Source organism: Maribacter chungangensis (assembly GCF_042676845.1).
Lineage (GTDB): Bacteria > Bacteroidota > Bacteroidia > Flavobacteriales > Flavobacteriaceae > Maribacter > Maribacter chungangensis.
The window spans coordinates 19,436-37,659 of sequence record NZ_JBHTHY010000014.1 but is presented as its reverse complement, the minus strand read 5'-3'; the positions used below and the strand labels follow the sequence as shown (position 1 = coordinate 37,659).

Genomic DNA, 18,224 nt, shown 5'->3' with positions numbered 1-18,224 from the left:
AAAATCCAACAATAGGTTAAAAAACCATGTTGGATTTTGTTTGATCGGTGTGCGGTTTAATTTGCCGCTATGCCACTAGGTGGGTATTGTTCCATGATTTGTGAAACAAACTCCTTTATACGCTGTTCTTTCTTTTGTATGTTTTTGGTGTTGGCCAGTGTGCCTTCGCCTTTGCCCTGCCATACCAATTGTTTGCTCTGGGTATCTACCAGGTCAATGTACAGGGAGCCTTCCGTGCTTGTGCTCACCATGCCGCCACCGCCCCAGCCCCATCCGAGTCCGGGTCCCCATCCGAGTCCGGGTCCCCAGCCCCAGCCGCCCCAGCCCCAGCCGCCAAAACCTCCCCAGCCCCAACCAAAGTTGTTGTTGTAAACGTCTACACGTTCCTGTTCTTTGGTGAAGATGTTGATGAGGATATCGGGACTTTCGGACTTAACGAAACCTCTAGAGGACATTTCTGTCTCAATGGCCCTAAGAATTCTTTTCTTGTCCAAATCGGAAATTTGTGCTTTGTCGATACCCGTTTTGTAAAACGCATAAGACTTATAGGCGCTAAAATTAGTGTTTTGGTCATAATCCGATAGCACGCGTACCGAGTTGCAGGAACCAAGTAATGCAAGTGCAAGTACTGGTAATAGGAGTAGTTTTAACTTTTTCATTTTACTTATTTTTAAATTATGGGGCCTCTATCGTATCATATATCATGCCTCAAAAATCATGCCGAAGCTTTTTGTGTTTATTGTCTATTTGTTTTTGGGTCGTAGCCATACGGGCAATGCCTACAGCCACTTTCACAGCAATAGCCCCGTTTTAAATGAAATTGTTCGGTGAATACACGATACCCTTCTTCGGTCCAGTAGGAGTCGCCTTCTTCAATAGGTATAATTTTTTTCATGATATCTCAAGCTTGTACCCGGTATAGCGATGCGGCATTTCATTGCTCTTGAATTTAATGTATCCGTTTAAAGCATCTTGGGTCATCCGTTTTACTGAGGTCCGGCGTACAGATTCCATTTGTTTCAGCTCTTGTTGACCACGCTTAATATGGTGTAGGAAGTAGGTGTCTTGTTGTTTTGCCAACCTTACGGGTTTGCGCTACTTCCATGAATAAAATTAGTTTTTTTCTGTTAATAACCTCGATGCGATGGCTAATTTTGTGAGTAAATTAAGGTGTTTCCCTGTTTGTCGACATTGTTGGGAATAACATAGGGTATGTTTACTAATTAAAAAATTAACATTTATCTTTGTGTAAAGTGATTACAGAACTGCCTATGATATTGGTTTTCAGACATTTCTTTTATAAAAACTATGTGGGGCTCTCCCTTTGGCCCTTTATTTTTCTAAAAAGTGATGCGTTTAAGGAGGATATGGTACTCATTAATCATGAAAAAATTCACTTAAGGCAACAACAGGAATTATTAATTATTCCATTTTACATCCTTTACCTTACAGAATGGTTATTGCGAGCCGTATGGTACATGGACAGCTATCGTGGGTACCAGAATATCAGTTTTGAACGGGAGGCCTATCATAATGAAAGCCGGTCCGATTACCTGTCCAAACGTAAACCATACAGCTTTATTAAATATCTTTGATAGCTGATAGATTTCAGTTGCATAGTACTAATCAATATCTAGACCTTCCCCTTCTTGCGGAAAAGAATATTACGCTTGCCATAAAGCGCGAGGATTTGTTGCATCCCTATATATCTGGCAATAAATACCGTAAACTAAAGTACAACCTTATGACCGCCAAAAAACAGGGAAGCGATACGCTGCTTACTTTTGGCGGGGCGTTCTCCAATCATATTGCCGCGGTTGCTTATGCAGGAAAGGAAAGGGGAATAAAGACCATTGGAGTAATAAGAGGTGAAGAGCTTTATCATAACTGGTACGGAAACCCGACCCTGGATAGGGCCTATCAAGATGGTATGCAGTTTAAGTTTGTCAGCAGACAGGCCTACAAAGAGAAGGATAGTGTAGGTTTTATAGCGGAGTTAAGCAAGGAATACGGGGATTTTTATTTAGTTCCGGAAGGAGGCACCAACCCTTTGGCCGTAAAAGGATGTGAAGAGATTTTGACGGAAGAGGATGCTGCGTTTAATATCATAACTTCCTGCGTGGGTACGGGCGGTACCATAGCCGGACTCATTAATTCGGCTAATGAACAACAACAAGTGTTAGGATTTCCTGCTTTAAAAGGCGATTTTCTTCATAAGACCCTGGCTGAAATCACCGTAAAAGACAATTGGAGCTTGATTATGGACTATCATTTTGGAGGTTACGCAAAAATCACAAGTGAATTGGTGCGTTTTATCAATACATTTAAAACAGAAACGGGTATTCCCTTGGATCCCGTTTATACCGGAAAAATGCTATTTGGGTTGTTGGATATGATTAAGAATGATAATTTTGCTAGAGGCACTAAAATTTTGGCCGTACATACCGGAGGTTTACAGGGTGTTGAAGGAATGAATACGGTGCTCAGGAAGAAAAATTTACCTTTACTCGACTTATGAAAAAGATTTTTTTACTAGTACTGGTCTTAGGTTTTGGTATCTCCTTTACGGGGTGTAAATCTAAAAAGGCCTATTCGGATTCCCTTCGTACCAAGAACGTACTTGCGGAGCACCAAAAATCTAAGTCTGATTATACGGCCCCAAAGAGCAATAAAGATACCTCATTACCCCACGATACCGGAAAATTTGAGCGTTTTGAGATTAACGATATATCCGATTACATAGCAACTTTTGCCGAGGTCGCACAGCGCGAAATGAAGGCCTACGGCATACCCGCAAGTATTAAGTTGGCCCAGGGACTTTTGGAAAGCGGCTACGGACAGGGCGAATTGGCTCAAAAGACCAACAACCATTTTGGTATCAAATGCCATACCGGTTGGGAGGGCGATTATGATTTTCACGATGATGATGAAAAGGGGGAATGTTTTAGAAAGTACAATCATCCTATGTATTCCTACAGGGACCACAGTATTTTCCTCACCACCCGCAGCAGGTACGCCTTTTTGTTCGATTATGATACCACGGATTATAAGAGCTGGGCAAAAGGTTTACGGAAGGCCGGCTATGCAACCGATAAGAAATATCCCCAAAAATTGATTTACCTTATAGAAAAACATCGATTATATGAATATGATGGCGATGTGCCCAAATCGGTTTATGCAAAGAACAAACCCGTGGTGGCGGAGAATAATGCCGTGCATACCGTTAAAAAGGGTGATACCCTTTACTCGCTTTCCAAACGGTACTTTGTGTCTATAGAGGAACTAATGAGGCTCAATAGACTAAGGAACGCAAACCTTTCCGTTGGTCAAAAATTGATGGTTAAAAGTACGGAAATCAACAAATAAGCAATGATTTATAAAAGAAGCAGTGCCTTGTTCGCAGAGGCTAAAAAATACATTCCCGGTGGTGTCAATTCTCCCGTAAGGGCCTTTAAGGCGGTAGGCGGAGATCCTATTTTTGTAAAAGAGGCTAAAGGCGCCTACTTATATGATGAAGATGGAAACAGGTTAATAGATTACATCGCTTCTTGGGGTCCTATGATACTAGGGCACGCTTACAAGCCTGTTATAGATGCTATTATAGATAAGGCCAAAAAGGGAACCTCTTTTGGAATGCCAACCGAAATTGAAACAGAACTGGCAAAATTGGCGGTATCCATGGTGCCCAATATAGATAAGATACGCTTTGTAAACAGTGGTACCGAAGCTTGTATGAGCGCTGTGCGTTTGGCACGCGGGTATACGGGCAAGGATAAGATCATAAAATTCGCAGGTTGTTATCACGGCCATTCGGATTCTTTTTTGATACAGGCCGGTAGTGGAGCCGTTACTTTTGGCAGCCCCAATAGCCCTGGTGTAACTCAAGGTACGGCAAAGGATACGTTACTGGCGGCTTATAATAATTTAGACGAGGTGAAAACCCTGGTGCAGGCGAACAAAGGTCAAATCGCAGCCATTATCATAGAACCGGTTGCCGGAAATATGGGTTGTATCGTACCTACGGACAGTTTTATAAAGGGATTGCGCGAGTTGTGCACTGCGGAAGGGATTTTGCTCATTTTTGATGAGGTTATGACCGGTTTTCGTTTAGGAAAAGGTGGCGCGCAAGAAGCACTGGGTATTGATGCCGACATTGTAACCTTCGGTAAGGTTATTGGCGGTGGACTTCCTGTGGGAGCCTTTGCCGCCAAAACCGAAATAATGAACCATTTGGCTCCCGATGGCCCTGTATATCAGGCGGGAACATTAAGCGGAAACCCGTTGGCCATGAGTGCCGGACTGGCCATGCTGACCGAACTGAATACGAATCCGGATATTTTTGACAGCCTCGCCAAAAAAACGGCTTTTCTGCATGAGGGTATTGGCAAGGCATTGTCGAAAAAAGGTGTACCACATCAAATCAATCGTTTTGGTAGTATGGTCTCTGTGCATTTTACGGACGAACCGGTAGTGGATTTTGCATCTTCCGCCAAAGGAAACAACGAACGTTTCAACACTTTTTTTCACGGGATGCTAGATCAAGGTATTTACCTGCCCCCATCCGCATTTGAAAGCTATTTTCTGAACGATGCTTTAACCTATGCCGATTTGGAGGAAACTATTGCCGCGGTAGAAAACCTGAACCTTTAAGACGATTTGGCATTTTAAGGGATGCTATATTTAAAACGTTAGACGTGAGCAGGTAGTTGCCTGTTTTAAGCTGAATTAATAGTAAAATGTTAAGCCGAACGCAGTCGAAGTCTCATTTTGCCGATCAAGTGTTCTCTCCCGACAATTCGGGAGCGCTCAAACTGACAATGGTACCTGATTTAATAATTTGATTTTCAATGTATTGACTTGTTAAAAATGTAAGTATTTATCTGCCGACCTCTATAATTCCTAATAATTACCTATGCATGAAACCTACCTAAGAAGAGCCATAGCGAAGGCCAAAGAAGGAAAAGAGTCTAAAGAGGGCGGTTCTTTTGGCGCTGTAATAGTTAGGGATAACGAGATAATCTGCGAGGTACATAATCGGGTCAAAGGAACAGATGATTTAACACAACATGCAGAATTGTTAGCAATACAGGTTGCATGCGCTAAAATAGGCAAGGACCAACTTAAAGAGTGTGTGCTGTATACAAGTTGTGAACCTTGTATGATGTGTTTGGGCGCATGCCATTGGGCAAAGTTCAAAGCAATCTACTATGGCGCATCTGCCGACGATGCTCGAAAATTTGGGTATGAATATTCGGAGACATTCTATAAAATGGACGGTACTCTGAGGCAAACGGAGTTTAAAATGACCCAACTTCTTAAAGAAGAGGCACTAGATGTTTGGCGTTAGTTATAAATCTTTAAAACAATCAAAAATATGAATAGCCAAATACGAGATAGGATTATCAATGTTTGTGATCAAAAAATTCGTACCAAGGGAGCCAACGTAGTACTATCGTTTTACACTTTTTTTTAAGAATAAAATGATACCCCAGAACTTTTAATGCAAGTAGCGACATGGTAGATTAAGGAGCATAGATTAGACCATTTTGAGAAAGCGGTGAAAATTAGGGAAATGATGGTTGCTCAAACTAGTTAAGTTTTATCATATTTTGGTTTAGCAAAGGTCTAGCTCGTTGGTAAGTATGAACTTTACCTTGTTTCATTTTTGATTGTTGTATTCATGTAAATTCCGGATTAGCTTTTACAATCCTAATTTTAAGAGTATTTTTAGATAATTTACAAAACATTGACCAAATGTCAGAAAAACAAAAAAAGGCTTCGGCTTACTGGAAAGAAAACGTCAAATATCTATTTATTCTTCTTGCTATATGGTTCGCCGTCTCTTATGGTGCCGGAATACTTTTTAAAGATGCCTTGAACGCATTTACTTTAGGAGGTTTTAAACTTGGCTTTTGGTTCGCACAACAAGGAAGTATCTATGTATTTGTGATTTTGATTTTTGTCTACGTTCGTTTAATGAACAAATTAGATAAGAAATACGGCTACGACGAATAACAACCAACCTTTAATAAATTATGATGAACGATGTTCGTATTTGGACCTATGTCCTTGTTGCTTTAACATTTGGTCTCTATATAGGAATCGCTATTTGGTCACGTGCCGGTTCTACCAAAGAATTTTATGTGGCCGGCGGTGGCGTTTCCCCATTGGCCAACGCTATGGCAACTGCAGCCGACTGGATGTCCGCAGCTTCCTTTATTTCAATGGCAGGTATTATTTCCATAGCTGGCTACGATGGCTCTGTTTATTTAATGGGATGGACCGGTGGGTATGTGTTGTTGGCCTTGTTATTAGCGCCCTATTTGCGAAAATTCGGCAAGTTTACGGTTCCCGATTTTATAGGTGATCGTTACTATTCCAATTCCGCGCGAATGGTAGCCGTATTTTGCGCTCTACTAGTGTCATTTACTTATGTAGCAGGGCAGATGCGAGGTGTAGGTGTTGTTTTTTCCAGATTTTTGGAAGTGGATATCAATACAGGAGTCATCATAGGGATGGTTATCGTTCTGTTTTACGCGGTTCTAGGAGGAATGAAGGGAATTACCTATACCCAAGTTGCCCAATACTGTGTGTTGATTTTTGCCTTCATGGTACCCGCAATTTTTATATCCATTCAAATGACCGGTAACCCTGTTCCACAATTGGGTATGGGCAGTATCGTAAACGACGGTTCTGGAATGTATTTGTTAGAAAAGCTAAACGGTCTATCTACGGAACTTGGTTTTTCTGAATATACGTCCGGCTCTAAAAATTTGGTAGATGTATTTGCAATTACCCTGGCGCTTATGGTAGGCACAGCTGGGCTACCTCATGTAATTGTACGTTTTTTTACGGTCAAAAAGGTAAAGGATGCAAGGAAATCTGCTGGAATGGCACTATTGCTAATCGCCATTTTATACACCGCAGCCCCCGCCGTAGCAGTTTTCGCAAGAACCAACATGATCGAAACGGTAAGCGATCAAGAGTATGATAGTATGCCGGTTTGGTTCAAAAACTGGGAGGGAACCGGATTGCTTTCTTTTGATGATAAGAACAACGATGGTAGGATTCAATACGTTGCTGATACGAATAAAAATGAGTTAACGGTTGATCCCGATATCATGGTTTTGGCAAATCCGGAGATAGCTAATCTACCGGCTTGGGTAATAGGTTTAGTTGCGGCAGGCGGCCTGGCAGCGGCTTTGTCTACGGCGGCAGGATTATTACTAGTGATTTCTTCTTCTGTTTCCCACGATTTGGTAAAGAAGATCTTTATTCCTAACATCTCGGAAAAGGGAGAATTATGGGCAGCTCGTGGTGCGGCCATAGTAGGGGTGGTCATTGCCGGGTATTTCGGAATAAACCCGCCTGGTTTTGTTGCGGCGGTGGTAGCCTTGGCCTTTGGTCTGGCGGCAGCCTCATTTTTTCCGGCTATCGTGCTCGGAATTTTTTATAAAAAAATGAACAAAGAGGGTGCCGTTGCCGGTATGGTCACAGGTATTTTATTAATGCTCTTTTATATGCTGAAATTCAAATTCGGTATTTTCGATGGAGGTAAAGAAGCGGTGGCCGGTTTACAGGATTCTTGGTGGTTTGGTATATCACCGGAAGGTTTTGGTTCCGTAGCAATGCTTGTGAACTTTATCGTGGCCTTGGCCGTAAACATGTTTACGCCCGCACCGCCTAAAGAGGTGCAAGAGATTGTAGAAAATATTAGAATACCTAGCGGTGCGGGCGAGGCATCGTCTCATTAGTGTTTTCTAATGCGTAACTGGTCGAAAAAGATACACTTTCGATTTAGAAATTCGAGACTTTTATAATTATATTTAGCTAAGAAATCCGTTAATCGTATTGGGACTTAATTAAAAATTCGACTTACATGAGTAATTACCATATCAAACACTTGGAAGAGTACTATCAAGTATATCGAAAATCGGTAAGAAACCCTGAAAACTTTTGGGACGAAATTGCCGAGGAACATTTCGTGTGGCGCAAAAAATGGGATAGGGTACTGGACTGGGATTTTTCCAAACCTGAGATAAAATGGTTCCAAGGGGCCAAGTTGAACATCACCGAAAATTGCATCGACCGGCATTTGCATATACGAGGAGATAAGACGGCCATTCTTTTTGAACCTAACAATCCAGATGAACCAGCCCGGCACATTACCTATTTGGAGTTAAAGGAGCGTGTCTGTAAAATGGCCAATGTGTTAAAGGATAAAGGAATAAACAAGGGGGACAGGGTTGTTATTTACTTGCCCATGATTCCTGAGTTGGCAGTAGCTCTTTTGGCCTGTGCGCGCATTGGAGCGGTACATTCCGTTGTTTTTGCAGGTTTTTCATCAACGGCCGTAGCCACTAGGGTAAACGATTGCGGTGCAAAAATGGTGATTACCTCAGATGGTTCTTATCGGGGTAAAAAGACTATCGATTTAAAAGGAATCGTAGATGATGCTATGGACGCTTGTCCGGATGTTAAAAATGTATTGGTCGTTAAGCGCACCAATGCAGACATCTTTATGAAAGAGGGTAGGGACGAATGGCTGGCACCTTTAATGCTAGCTGCAAAAGAGGATTGTTTGCCCGAAATTATGGATGCCGAAGACCCTTTGTTTATTTTGTATACGTCCGGATCTACAGGCAAACCTAAAGGAATGGTACATACTACCGCAGGGTATATGGTGTATACCGCATATACATTTAAGAACGTTTTTCAGTATCGCGAAAACGACATCTATTGGTGTACTGCCGATATTGGATGGATTACCGGTCACTCTTATATCGTTTACGGTCCTTTGGCAAATGGTGCTACCACCGTAATGTTCGAGGGAGTCCCCTCATATCCTGATTTTGGACGTTTTTGGGATGTAGTTCAAAAACATAAGGTTACTCAATTTTATACGGCACCAACCGCTATTAGGGCTTTGGCCAAAGAGCATTTGGACTTTGTGAACAGTCATGACCTTTCCAGTTTAAAAGTCTTGGGGACAGTAGGGGAACCTATAAACGAAGAAGCTTGGCATTGGTACAACGATCATGTTGGGGACAAAAAATGCCCTATAGTAGATACATGGTGGCAAACAGAGACCGGTGGAATATTAATCTCGCCCATACCATTCTCAACTCCTACGAAACCAACGTATGCAACCTTGCCCTTGCCCGGTATACAGCCTGCGTTAATGGACGAGCACGGTACAGAAATTACAGGCAATCAGGTAGATGGCAGGTTGTGTATCAAATTTCCTTGGCCGTCTATGGCGCGTACTATATGGGGTGACCATCAGCGGTATAAAGAAACCTATTTTACCGCATTTAAAGACAAGTATTTTACGGGTGATGGCGCATTGCGAGACGAGGTTGGCTATTATCGTATCACGGGTCGCGTAGATGATGTGATTATCGTTTCCGGACATAATTTAGGCACGGCACCTATTGAAGATGCTATTAACGAGCACCCAGCTGTAGCCGAATCTGCCATTGTCGGTTTTCCACATGATATCAAAGGGAACGCCTTATATGGTTATGTCATGTTAAAGGAGACAGGTGAGTCTAGAGATCGGGACAACCTTAAGAAAGAGATAAATCAAATGATTACCGAACATATCGGTCCCATTGCCAAATTGGAGAAGATTCAGTTCGTATCCGCACTTCCTAAAACCCGTAGCGGTAAAATCATGCGACGTATTTTAAGGAAAATCGCTTCTAAGGATACAAGTAATCTTGGTGATACATCTACTCTCTTAAATCCCGAGGTAGTATCCGAAATCATTAAAGAAGTCTTATAGTACCTAGTTTACCAAAGTTTAAATGGCCCGTCTTGCCTCAACAGCTCGTTGAGCGTTACGGGCTTTAGTTTTTCCAATATCCGCAGAAAGGCTATTGCCGTAATATAGGCATCCCCTAAAGCGGTGTGCCGGTCTTTTTTTGAAATATCGTACATCTTTGCCAAATCGTCCAAGCTGCTATGCCGGTTCGATTCCTTCTGTTTTATCCTACCCAGTGTTTTAAAGTACAGCTTTGAGGTGTCCAAGGTCTTGTTCTTTAATTTGGGTAATCCGTTTCGTTTTAAGGCACTGTTGAGCATGGCAACATCGTAACCCGTATGGTGTGCCACCAAAACGGAGTTTTCCAGTATTTTGAGTGTGCGTTGTAATCCTTCTAACTCTGTAATCCTTTTCTGTTTTCCCGTTCTGAGTATCCCATGTATTTTAGCGGTTGATTTGTCGTAGTGTTTTTGTTCCAAGAATACCTCAAAGGCTTGTTTGGGTTGTATCATGTTTTGGTGAAGCACCAGTGCGCCAATACTTAATATGCGATCTTCTTTTATATCAAACCCGGTAGTCTCCGTATCCAGTACCACAAACGTGTTGTCTACTACTAATTTAGGCAGTCCGTTTGTAAAGGATGCTGCATATTTGTTCCAAAAATCAGGGTAGTTTTTTTTTGTGAACATATTAGCGAACTATAGAGGTCATAAATCTTACGGCCAGCACTTCTTGTATATCTTTTATCGATGAAAAGGTCCTTTTAAGTTTCATGCGCTCTTCTTTATTTAGTTTTTCCAATGAAATATAACGTCCGGAATCGTTATGTAGCAGTCCTTGTCGTGTCCTAAATTTTAACAAAGCTTTACTAGCATAGGAGCAAGAGAGGTACAATTCTGCATTGTTGGGTTCCAAAAGCGCCAATTTCTCGTAACGTTGCCAGGTATTGCTTATTCCTTTAACCTGATGCGATAAAATAAGTACTCTTGCTGCATCTATCAAGGGCATCAACGCCCGCCTTTTTAAATCGAAAAAATCCTTGTGCGCTCCGTCCTGTTCTAATAAAAATTTTCTAAAAAAACCAGAAGGGGATGGGTTTTGTAGGGCGCCGCTCGCTAAATGGGTCAAAAACATAGGGTAGTGGGCTACAGTAGCAAAAATGTGGGAGGACAGGTCGTCGGTTAGTTCCTTGTTGCCATAGACTATATTGTAATCAAAAAAGATGGCCGACAAAAGCACCTCGTCCGGTCCTGGATTGGTAATCCATTTTGAGGTAGCTCGTTTAAACTCGTCGATGCTCAAACACCATTTTGGGTTGGAGGCCATCATATCGGCAGGGCAGAATGCATATCCTATTTCGTGTAATCCTTTTGTAATCAATTTTGCCAAGCGCAAAAAATAGTCACGGGTTACTTTCATTTGGGCTTCTGAAACCGATGCGAATAGCAAGGCATTGTCTTGATCGGTATGTAATAGTTGCTCACTCCTTCCTTGACTCCCCATGGCCAACCAGGCAAAGTCTACAGGTGGCGGGGTATCCATTTGTTTTAAGGATAGGCGAATAACTTGTTTGGTGCAGGCATCGTTGAGTTCGGATATTATTTTGGAGGTAAGGCTCATGGGGATATTCTGTTCCAAATATCCCTTTAACAAGTTCATGACTCCTTTTTTTATAGGTGCAAGTTCGTCTACGTGTTTGCAACGCCTTGTCGCCTTTACCAAAACGGACGGATTGTTGCCTAAGGATAGCATAATATCGTGTTTGGAAAGTATACCTATGGCTTTCGTGTTTGGAGTCCCATCCTGGGTAAGAACGAGGTGGCTGATCCCACTTTTCATCATGGCCATTTGTGCCTGGGTAATGGTCAGGTTAGTAGGATAGGTAATAACGGGACTGGACATGACCACTTTCGCTTTGGCCGTAATGGGAACAATTCCTGTAACTACTTTGTTCCGAAAATCCTTATCCGTAATGATACCTACTGGGAGTCCGTCTTTTTCGATCAACATGGCACCAATTCCTTTTTTGGACATTTTCTTGGCTATAGTCTGTATTGCAGTTCCTGGTTTTGCACTGGTTATTTTGGTGCTAAACTCTACTGGCTGTACATCTAAAAGTCGGGATCCGGTGTTGTTGGGATTAAATTGTACGGAATCGCCCAATAGCTGCCCTTTATGCGTATTGGAATATGGGTTTCGGGTGTTGGAGGCAAAACTTTCTACCAAAAAACTGCCTACATCCATATTTTGCTTCACTATAGGTTTAAAAAGCGAGATGGGTATAGCGTAGAGTATTGTTTCCTCTTGAGCTTTGGCTTGGAGTCTGTAGTTTTCATTGGCCATTAACGGCCGCAGACCAAAAATATCCCCTTCGTCGCAAATATCCAATATAATACCATCCTCTTTGCGTATAAGTCCTATTGCTCCTTGGTGTACCACATAAAAAAACAAGTGAGGCTTGGAATCCCGCTCAAAGACAATCGAATCTTTTTCCTTGTAAACGATGGTGATCTCAGGAGTAAATGCTTGTAGTTCCTCTAATTGTAAATAGGAAAACGGAGGGTACTTCTTTAGGAAGTCGGCAATTCTATCTGAAATTGTGTTTTGCATACTTTAAAGTAGTGAATTAACATCTGCTACTAAATTTTTTAGGTAAAAAAGTATGGTCCTGCGGATTTTAATAGTCGCTGGGATTTTAACGAGCTGCTGTGTAAGGACATAAACTATGAAGTGATTTAAACTTTTTGCTTTATAGCGAAAACTAGACATTTTTTGCCCAGTTGATGGCTTTTTTGAGTTACATAGCAGGGCTACGGAAGGAAAAAAAGACGAAAAATGGGCGAAAAAGGGCAATTTTTTAGCGAATGGAAATAGTTTAAATGACTTCTATAAGTAAAATTCATTGCCAAAAAAAGCCACGTTCATGAGAACGCGGCCATTATAATCCTATTATTTGTTTCGATAAGACATTATCGTTTGGATTTCCTGTGTCTTTGACCCTTTTTTCGATTCTTCCCGCTGTGCTGTATTTTTTCCCACTTCTCAAACTGTTCTAAAGTCAATATTTTTTTCATTTCAACTTTTTGAGCTATCATTCGGTCTAGGCGTTCGTTTTGCATCGCAAATCGTTCTTCTTTTGAAGGGCGGTTACCTTCTTCTTTTTTAGCCTTGTGTTCTTCCATCTTGTTCTTTCTATAGGTGGCATTGGAAAGAAGCAATGCCTCGATTTCTGTTTGTTGGTTTTGATTAAGATCCAAGGCAAGCGTCATTTTCTTTGTTTGTAATTTAGCTATCTGCTCTGGGTTTAAATCTTTCATTCCGTTGTGTTTCGCGCTATGTCCTTGAGCCGTTAAATAAACGCCCGAGAACAATAAAACAATAAGTGCTAATTTTTTCATCTCTTTATATTTTAATGATTTGCACTTATGACTTTTTATGTCTTCAAAGGTTTAAAGAACTTTCTCTTTTTAGTAAAGCTTTAACTAACAAGAAAGATTTTAAAAAAAGCGCGGCTAATAGCCACGCTCCAGATAAGGGGTTCAAGTAAGTATTAATTCATAGAAGCAGGTGGTTAGTCCTCGGAGTGACTATCTGCTAATGTATTTGTTTCTGTCAATTCCATTTTTTTGGATAACTCGGGCATATTTTCTTCTATGGTAGCGTTGTACACTATAGAGGCAAAAACGAAACAACTTAGATATAGTAAACTTTTGATTTTATTATTCATGATTTGGGGGTTTTAATTACATGACAAAGGTAAATTACAAGTAAACGCTAAAAAGTAGCTTGTTGTGAACTTGGTGTTTTTTGATGTAAAGTAACCTGTTTTTGTGGTTTGCTAAATCGCGTTGTCCGATTAATTTGCACTTGGTCGATTTCAATCTAAAACACCCCGTTTTTACTCAAATCCAAAACTATCCAAAACAAAAAAACGCGGCTAGTGGCCGCGCTCAAATTTTAGGTATAGGTAGGTGTTAGTTCATGGTACTGGTATGCAATTCTTCGGAGTTACTGTCTGCAATAGTATTTGCTTTGTTCAGTTCCATATTATTGGATAACTCCGACGTATTTGTTTCTATGGTCGTATTATAGATTATAGCGGCAAAAATGAAAGAACCTAGGTAGATTAAACTTTTGATTTTATTAGTCATGATTTGGGGGTTTTAATTACATGACAAAGGTAAATCACATGTTAACGCAAAAAAGCCCATTGTTGTTAAATGGGCTTTTTGTGATGTCAACTAGCTATAAATTGTGGTTTAGGCTATTAGGTTATCGAAGTAATTTGCATTTGACCGATAGGCTTAAAAAACTAACGTATTCGTAACCCTATTTAGGGTCCAAAATCATGTCTATTCGTTCCGCGCTATCCTGTAAATGATACCTGCTCATTTGGTCCGATGTTCTAGGAACTGCATTTCTGATACTGCGCTTTAAACTATTTAACTCGGCCCTGGCCAAAGAACGAATATCGGACTGACTCGTATTTACAACCGTGGATTTTTGGTATCCGCCAAAATCAGGTTTTTTACCTTGGTTTTCAGCCGTCATAAGATACGCCAAACGGTCTATGTGTGCTTTTTGGAGGTTTCTTCTATAGGTGTCAATGGTGCCACCTCTTGGAAGTTCGGACCAGATTCCCTTGCGTAGTTCGCTCATCATATCGATCAAGGTATATGCTTGGGAGCCATTGGCGGTCTCATGCTCTATCAAACGGGCCATTTTACCCAAACTTAAGGTGTTGTTCAGCGTTCTTACCTGCATACTGCGAATGCGTTCCACAAAACCGGAGTACTGTGTTTTGCCAAAAATATCTTGATCCAGTAACCATGTTGGCGTCGCATAGAGTTCGTCTTGTAAAAAGGCCATACATTTTTGTTGATGGGCTTTTGAGACCGGGGTATAGACCGCACCTTCTTGATCGTAGGTCTTATGGTGTTCATAAACGCCCCCAATATTATTGGAAACATGCCCCATATATCTATTTAATTGGGAAATTACCTGTCCATATAATGTTTCTAGGTCGTCATAGTTCTTTCCATCTTCCTTGGTCCAGGTCACTAACATGGGTACAATACGCTTTAGATTTGCGATACCGTAAGAACTCGCCTTAACGGCATCGTCTCCCAAGTCTTCTGTTTGCGAACTTGGGTCTACCACATCGCCTACCTGCTGATGGCCAAAACGGTACATTGGATCCCCCGCATGTTTTAGTATCCAACTGTCCAGAGTAGGTTTTTCTTCTTCGGCCGTAGCGTCCAAAATGGGTCTGTAACCCCATTGCACGGCATACTTGTCATAAACACCGATATCTGGCATCAAGGCAACACCTTCATCTCCGGGCTGGGCTATATAATTAAAACGGGCATAGTCCATAATAGATGGTGCCGTACCATACTTTTTTGTAAAACTTGCCGAACGTAAAGAATCTACAGGATAGGCCACACTACTGCCCATGTTGTGAGGAAGTCCAATGGTATGGCCTACTTCATGAGAAGATACAAAACGGATAAGCCTGCCCATAACTTCGTCATCAAACGCAACATTTTGTGCATCTGGATTGATAGCAGCCGTCTGGACAAAGAACCAATTTCTTAGCAAGGACATGACATTATGGTACCAGTTAATGTCCGATTCTAAAATTTCTCCCGTTCTTGGATCACTCACATGCGGACCGTTGGCGTTTGGGATAGGCGAGGCCAAATAGCGGACAACGGAATACCGCACATCCTCAGGCGACCATTCCGGATCCTCTTCTACCGTTGGGGGGTCTTTGGCAATAATGGCATTTTTAAAACCGGCGGCCTCGAAGGCTACCTGCCAATCTTCTATGCCCTGCTTTATAAAAGGTACCCATTGCTTCGGCGTAGCGCGGTCTACGTAGTACACGATCTGTTTCTTGGGCTCTACCAGTTCGCCACGCTTAAATTTTTCTATGTCTTCTTCCTTTACTTCCAAACGCCAGCGGTCTAGAAATGTCACTGTCTTGCTTTCTTGGGCATCCAGTCCGTAATCTACCTGCCCCCTGGCGAACCAACCCACACGACGGTCAAAATAGCGTCTTTTCATAGGTTCGGAGGGCAATAAGACCATGGAATTGTTTATTTCTACCGATATGGAGCCTAGGCTACCGTTACTTGGCGGTGCACCGGCCAAATAGGTTTTTACGTGTCTTGCTTCAACGTTCAAGGGGTAACTTTTAAGACTTTCTATAAAACTCCTGTCTGTATCCAAACGCGATACCTTATATCGTTTTCTATAGGATTCCGGCATTCCAAACGCCTTGGTGTCCTTTGTGAAAATATCGTTTACTTCTATAACAGTGGCAGATGCATCCGGATTTACCGAGTCTTTCTTTATCGCCTTAATATCAAATGCATACAGTACCGGTTCAAAGTTGGAATTCACTACTGCTTCATGTACGGGAAGGGAGTCGGCTGCCACTACATCATGGGATACCACACGCAGGAGCACTTTCTTGTCCTTCTTTTCCCACCTGAGCACCTTTGTATTTATTTTTCCACCGCCGAAGCCAATTTTGGATGCCGTCTTGGAGATACGGGTTACCATCAACATTTCTTTGTTAAAAAGCGAATCAGGAATCTCATAGTAGTGTTTGTCTTCTACTATATGCACATCAAAAAGGCCGGAGTCGGTTTTGGCATCCTTGGTAATTACCTTGTCATAAGGTTTGATCGCATCTTTTTTTGGTTTCTCGGCCGCTTGCTCGGTCTTCTTTTTTTTCTTTTTGAAAAGTTGTGCCTCAGCAGTTTGATAACTGAACATAAAAAGCACAGCAAGTAGGGGAATACTTAGTTTTCTAATCATTGTTTGGTTTCATTTGTACAATATCCAAAGAACAGGAAAAATAAATAAAACCATTGTTAATTAAATCATAAGCCTACCCTAAGTGAGCTTTTTTTTAGAAGCTAACAAGCACCTCGGTGATATGATGTAGTCTGTATCGGCTGCCACGATTTACCGACTTAAAAAAGTATTGGTAGTACAAATTGGAACATCAAAATCAACAAACCAACCGAAATTAGGTTCAGGATAATTCCGGCACGGGCCATTTCATGCACTTTAATATAGCCACTTGCAAAAACAATGGCATTGGGCGGGGTAGCCATGGGAAGCATAAACGCACAGCTACTGGCCATGGTTACGGGAATTAAAAGATAGAGCATGGGAATTTCCAAACCTATGGCGATACCGGCCACTACGGGAGCAAGAACGGCCACGAGCGCTACATTGCTCATAAGCTCGGTCATAAAAAGCATTAGGGCGATCAGAAGTACGGCTGTAACTAATATCGATATTTCACTGGCCGCAATGGTATTGGCTACAAAGTCTACAATACCACTTACCGCCATTCCTTTGGCCAAGGCCAAACCGCCACCGAACAAAATAAGGATACCCCATGCAAGCTTGGAAGTATCTTTCCATTGAATGATAAAATCACCCTTTTTTAAATTGTATGGAATGGCGAATAACGAAATTGCCGCTAGGATACTGATGATGGTATCCGAAAGTCCCAGATCTGGAAACAGTTTATTGATCAGGGTTCTAAATATCCATAAAAAGATAGTGATGCCAAAAATGACCAAAACCATTTTTTCCTTTCCGCTCATGGGACCCAATTTTGATAATTCGGATTTGATGACGTCCCTGCTGGCATTAAATTTTAGCTGCTTGTTGGGGAACATCCATTTTACCAAGACCACATAACTAATGGCGATCATGAGTATCGAAAAGGGCAAGCCTATCACCATCCATTTTAAAAAGGAAACCTCTATATCATATTCACTTTCCAATAGGCCAATGAGTACCGAATTGGGTGGTGTGCCAATAACGGTTGCTATGCCCCCGGCGTTTGCCGAAAAGGCAATACCCAACATCACACAGAGCGCGAAGTTTTGGTCACTCTTGGTAAAGCCGTCGGCGTCATTGATTAACAGACCAATGACCGACATCGCAATGGGAAGCATGACCACCGTGCTGGCGGTATTACTGATCCACATGCTCAAGGTGGCCGTCGCGATCATAAAACCAAGCACCACTTTATTGGGCGTGGTACCGGTAATTCTTATGATATTTAAGGCTATTCGTTTATGTAGGTTCACTTTTTCGAGGGCCAAGGCCATAACAAAGCCTCCAAAGAATAGAAAAATAATGGGACTCCCGTAGTTGGAACCAACCTCCGCAATGGGCATGATCTTAAGTAGGGGGAAAAGAAGTAAGGGTAAAAGCGCGGTAACGGAGATGGAGACGGCATCTGATATCCACCAAACAATCATCCAAAGGGCTACCGCGATAACCGCATCACCGTTCGAGGAAAGTAAATCGAATGGTAGGTTGATGACTATTAAAAATACAATAGGGCCTAAAAAAAGACCCAGTTTGCTACTTAAGGGCATATCATAAAATTGACTGCTCTAAGCTATGTTTTTTCTTTTAG

18 protein-coding genes are annotated in these 18,224 nt (G+C 41.8%); 9 read left to right on the top strand and 9 right to left on the bottom strand.

Annotation, left to right across the window (positions count from 1 at the left end; genetic code table 11):
- Positions 1–56: 56 nt before the first annotated feature.
- Complete coding sequence (locus ACFQZJ_RS14500; RefSeq protein WP_379935549.1) at positions 57–659, bottom strand: DUF4136 domain-containing protein; 603 nt, start codon at positions 657–659, stop codon at positions 57–59.
- Positions 660–736: 77 nt separating this feature from the next.
- Positions 737–895: a DUF5522 domain-containing protein gene (locus tag ACFQZJ_RS14495; protein WP_379935547.1), complete on the bottom strand. Its 159-nt coding sequence runs from the start codon at positions 893–895 to the stop codon at positions 737–739.
- A gap of 376 nt (positions 896–1,271) precedes the next feature.
- Here ACFQZJ_RS14495 and ACFQZJ_RS14490 point away from each other — a divergent pair, with 376 nt between their 5' ends.
- From ACFQZJ_RS14490 to acs, 9 genes are all read left to right on the top strand, one after another.
- Positions 1,272–1,595 carry a hypothetical protein gene (locus ACFQZJ_RS14490; RefSeq protein ID WP_379935545.1) on the top strand — a complete coding sequence of 108 codons (324 nt, stop codon included), beginning with the start codon at positions 1,272–1,274 and terminating at the stop codon, positions 1,593–1,595.
- A complete protein-coding gene (locus ACFQZJ_RS14485; protein WP_379935543.1) occupies positions 1,592–2,518 on the top strand; it encodes a 1-aminocyclopropane-1-carboxylate deaminase/D-cysteine desulfhydrase in 927 nt (308 codons plus the stop codon). Before ACFQZJ_RS14490 ends, ACFQZJ_RS14485 begins: the two co-directional genes overlap by 4 nt.
- Entirely contained in the window at positions 2,515–3,366 is an 852-nt protein-coding gene (locus ACFQZJ_RS14480; protein WP_379935541.1) for a glucosaminidase domain-containing protein, read from the top strand. The genes ACFQZJ_RS14485 and ACFQZJ_RS14480 overlap by 4 nt, the downstream gene beginning before the upstream one ends.
- Before the next feature lie 3 nt (positions 3,367–3,369).
- A complete protein-coding gene (hemL, locus tag ACFQZJ_RS14475; RefSeq protein WP_379935540.1) occupies positions 3,370–4,650 on the top strand; it encodes a glutamate-1-semialdehyde 2,1-aminomutase in 1,281 nt (426 codons plus the stop codon).
- Positions 4,651–4,912: 262 nt separating this feature from the next.
- Positions 4,913–5,347 (top strand): nucleoside deaminase, encoded by a 435-nt coding sequence (locus ACFQZJ_RS14470; RefSeq protein WP_379935539.1) that lies wholly within the window; start codon positions 4,913–4,915, stop codon positions 5,345–5,347.
- Positions 5,348–5,521: 174 nt separating this feature from the next.
- Entirely contained in the window at positions 5,522–5,596 is a 75-nt protein-coding gene (locus ACFQZJ_RS14465; protein ID WP_379936119.1) for a DUF6500 family protein, read from the top strand.
- Positions 5,597–5,754: 158 nt separating this feature from the next.
- A complete protein-coding gene (locus ACFQZJ_RS14460) occupies positions 5,755–6,015 on the top strand; it encodes a DUF4212 domain-containing protein (protein WP_379935538.1) in 261 nt (86 codons plus the stop codon).
- Between the two features lie 23 nt (positions 6,016–6,038).
- Entirely contained in the window at positions 6,039–7,754 is a 1,716-nt protein-coding gene (locus tag ACFQZJ_RS14455; RefSeq protein WP_379936118.1) for a sodium:solute symporter family protein, read from the top strand.
- Positions 7,755–7,879: 125 nt separating this feature from the next.
- Positions 7,880–9,787, top strand: a complete 1,908-nt coding sequence (gene acs / locus ACFQZJ_RS14450) for an acetate--CoA ligase (RefSeq protein WP_379935536.1) — start codon at positions 7,880–7,882, stop codon at positions 9,785–9,787.
- An 8-nt stretch (positions 9,788–9,795) separates the two neighbouring features.
- On the opposite strand, the gene ACFQZJ_RS14445 is transcribed toward acs, so the two are convergent.
- The 7 genes from ACFQZJ_RS14445 to ACFQZJ_RS14415 form a co-directional block, all read right to left on the bottom strand.
- Entirely contained in the window at positions 9,796–10,455 is a 660-nt protein-coding gene (locus ACFQZJ_RS14445; protein WP_379935534.1) for a 3'-5' exonuclease, read from the bottom strand.
- Position 10,456: 1 nt separating this feature from the next.
- Positions 10,457–12,376, bottom strand: a complete 1,920-nt coding sequence (locus tag ACFQZJ_RS14440; RefSeq protein ID WP_379935532.1) for a DUF294 nucleotidyltransferase-like domain-containing protein — start codon at positions 12,374–12,376, stop codon at positions 10,457–10,459.
- A 359-nt stretch (positions 12,377–12,735) separates the two neighbouring features.
- Positions 12,736–13,164: a hypothetical protein gene (locus ACFQZJ_RS14435; RefSeq protein ID WP_379935531.1), complete on the bottom strand. Its 429-nt coding sequence runs from the start codon at positions 13,162–13,164 to the stop codon at positions 12,736–12,738.
- A gap of 173 nt (positions 13,165–13,337) precedes the next feature.
- Positions 13,338–13,493: a hypothetical protein gene (locus ACFQZJ_RS14430; protein WP_379935529.1), complete on the bottom strand. Its 156-nt coding sequence runs from the start codon at positions 13,491–13,493 to the stop codon at positions 13,338–13,340.
- A 247-nt stretch (positions 13,494–13,740) separates the two neighbouring features.
- The gene (locus ACFQZJ_RS14425) at positions 13,741–13,917 is read right to left on the bottom strand and encodes a hypothetical protein (protein ID WP_379935528.1); all 177 of its coding nucleotides are present in this window, start codon (positions 13,915–13,917) and stop codon (positions 13,741–13,743) included.
- A gap of 178 nt (positions 13,918–14,095) precedes the next feature.
- Positions 14,096–16,594 (bottom strand): zinc-dependent metalloprotease, encoded by a 2,499-nt coding sequence (locus ACFQZJ_RS14420; RefSeq protein ID WP_379935526.1) that lies wholly within the window; start codon positions 16,592–16,594, stop codon positions 14,096–14,098.
- Positions 16,595–16,752: 158 nt separating this feature from the next.
- Positions 16,753–18,183, bottom strand: a complete 1,431-nt coding sequence (locus tag ACFQZJ_RS14415) for an SLC13 family permease (protein WP_379935524.1) — start codon at positions 18,181–18,183, stop codon at positions 16,753–16,755.
- Positions 18,184–18,224: the final 41 nt, after the last annotated feature.

Excerpts from the sequence above, each read along its gene's own strand:
- ACFQZJ_RS14500 (WP_379935549.1), bottom strand. The coding sequence starts at position 659 with ATGAAAAAGTTAAAACTACTCCTATTACCAGTACTTGCACTTGCATTA.
- ACFQZJ_RS14495 (WP_379935547.1), bottom strand. The coding sequence starts at position 895 with ATGAAAAAAATTATACCTATTGAAGAAGGCGACTCCTACTGGACCGAA.
- ACFQZJ_RS14490 (WP_379935545.1), top strand. The coding sequence starts at position 1,272 with ATGATATTGGTTTTCAGACATTTCTTTTATAAAAACTATGTGGGGCTC.
- ACFQZJ_RS14480 (WP_379935541.1), top strand. The coding sequence starts at position 2,515 with ATGAAAAAGATTTTTTTACTAGTACTGGTCTTAGGTTTTGGTATCTCC.
- hemL (WP_379935540.1), top strand. The coding sequence starts at position 3,370 with ATGATTTATAAAAGAAGCAGTGCCTTGTTCGCAGAGGCTAAAAAATAC.
- ACFQZJ_RS14470 (WP_379935539.1), top strand. The coding sequence starts at position 4,913 with ATGCATGAAACCTACCTAAGAAGAGCCATAGCGAAGGCCAAAGAAGGA.
- ACFQZJ_RS14460 (WP_379935538.1), top strand. The coding sequence starts at position 5,755 with ATGTCAGAAAAACAAAAAAAGGCTTCGGCTTACTGGAAAGAAAACGTC.
- ACFQZJ_RS14455 (WP_379936118.1), top strand. The coding sequence starts at position 6,039 with ATGAACGATGTTCGTATTTGGACCTATGTCCTTGTTGCTTTAACATTT.
- acs (WP_379935536.1), top strand. The coding sequence starts at position 7,880 with ATGAGTAATTACCATATCAAACACTTGGAAGAGTACTATCAAGTATAT.
- ACFQZJ_RS14445 (WP_379935534.1), bottom strand. The coding sequence starts at position 10,455 with ATGTTCACAAAAAAAAACTACCCTGATTTTTGGAACAAATATGCAGCA.
- ACFQZJ_RS14440 (WP_379935532.1), bottom strand. The coding sequence starts at position 12,376 with ATGCAAAACACAATTTCAGATAGAATTGCCGACTTCCTAAAGAAGTAC.
- ACFQZJ_RS14435 (WP_379935531.1), bottom strand. The coding sequence starts at position 13,164 with ATGAAAAAATTAGCACTTATTGTTTTATTGTTCTCGGGCGTTTATTTA.
- ACFQZJ_RS14430 (WP_379935529.1), bottom strand. The coding sequence starts at position 13,493 with ATGAATAATAAAATCAAAAGTTTACTATATCTAAGTTGTTTCGTTTTT.
- ACFQZJ_RS14425 (WP_379935528.1), bottom strand. The coding sequence starts at position 13,917 with ATGACTAATAAAATCAAAAGTTTAATCTACCTAGGTTCTTTCATTTTT.
- ACFQZJ_RS14420 (WP_379935526.1), bottom strand. The coding sequence starts at position 16,594 with ATGATTAGAAAACTAAGTATTCCCCTACTTGCTGTGCTTTTTATGTTC.
- ACFQZJ_RS14415 (WP_379935524.1), bottom strand. The coding sequence starts at position 18,183 with ATGCCCTTAAGTAGCAAACTGGGTCTTTTTTTAGGCCCTATTGTATTT.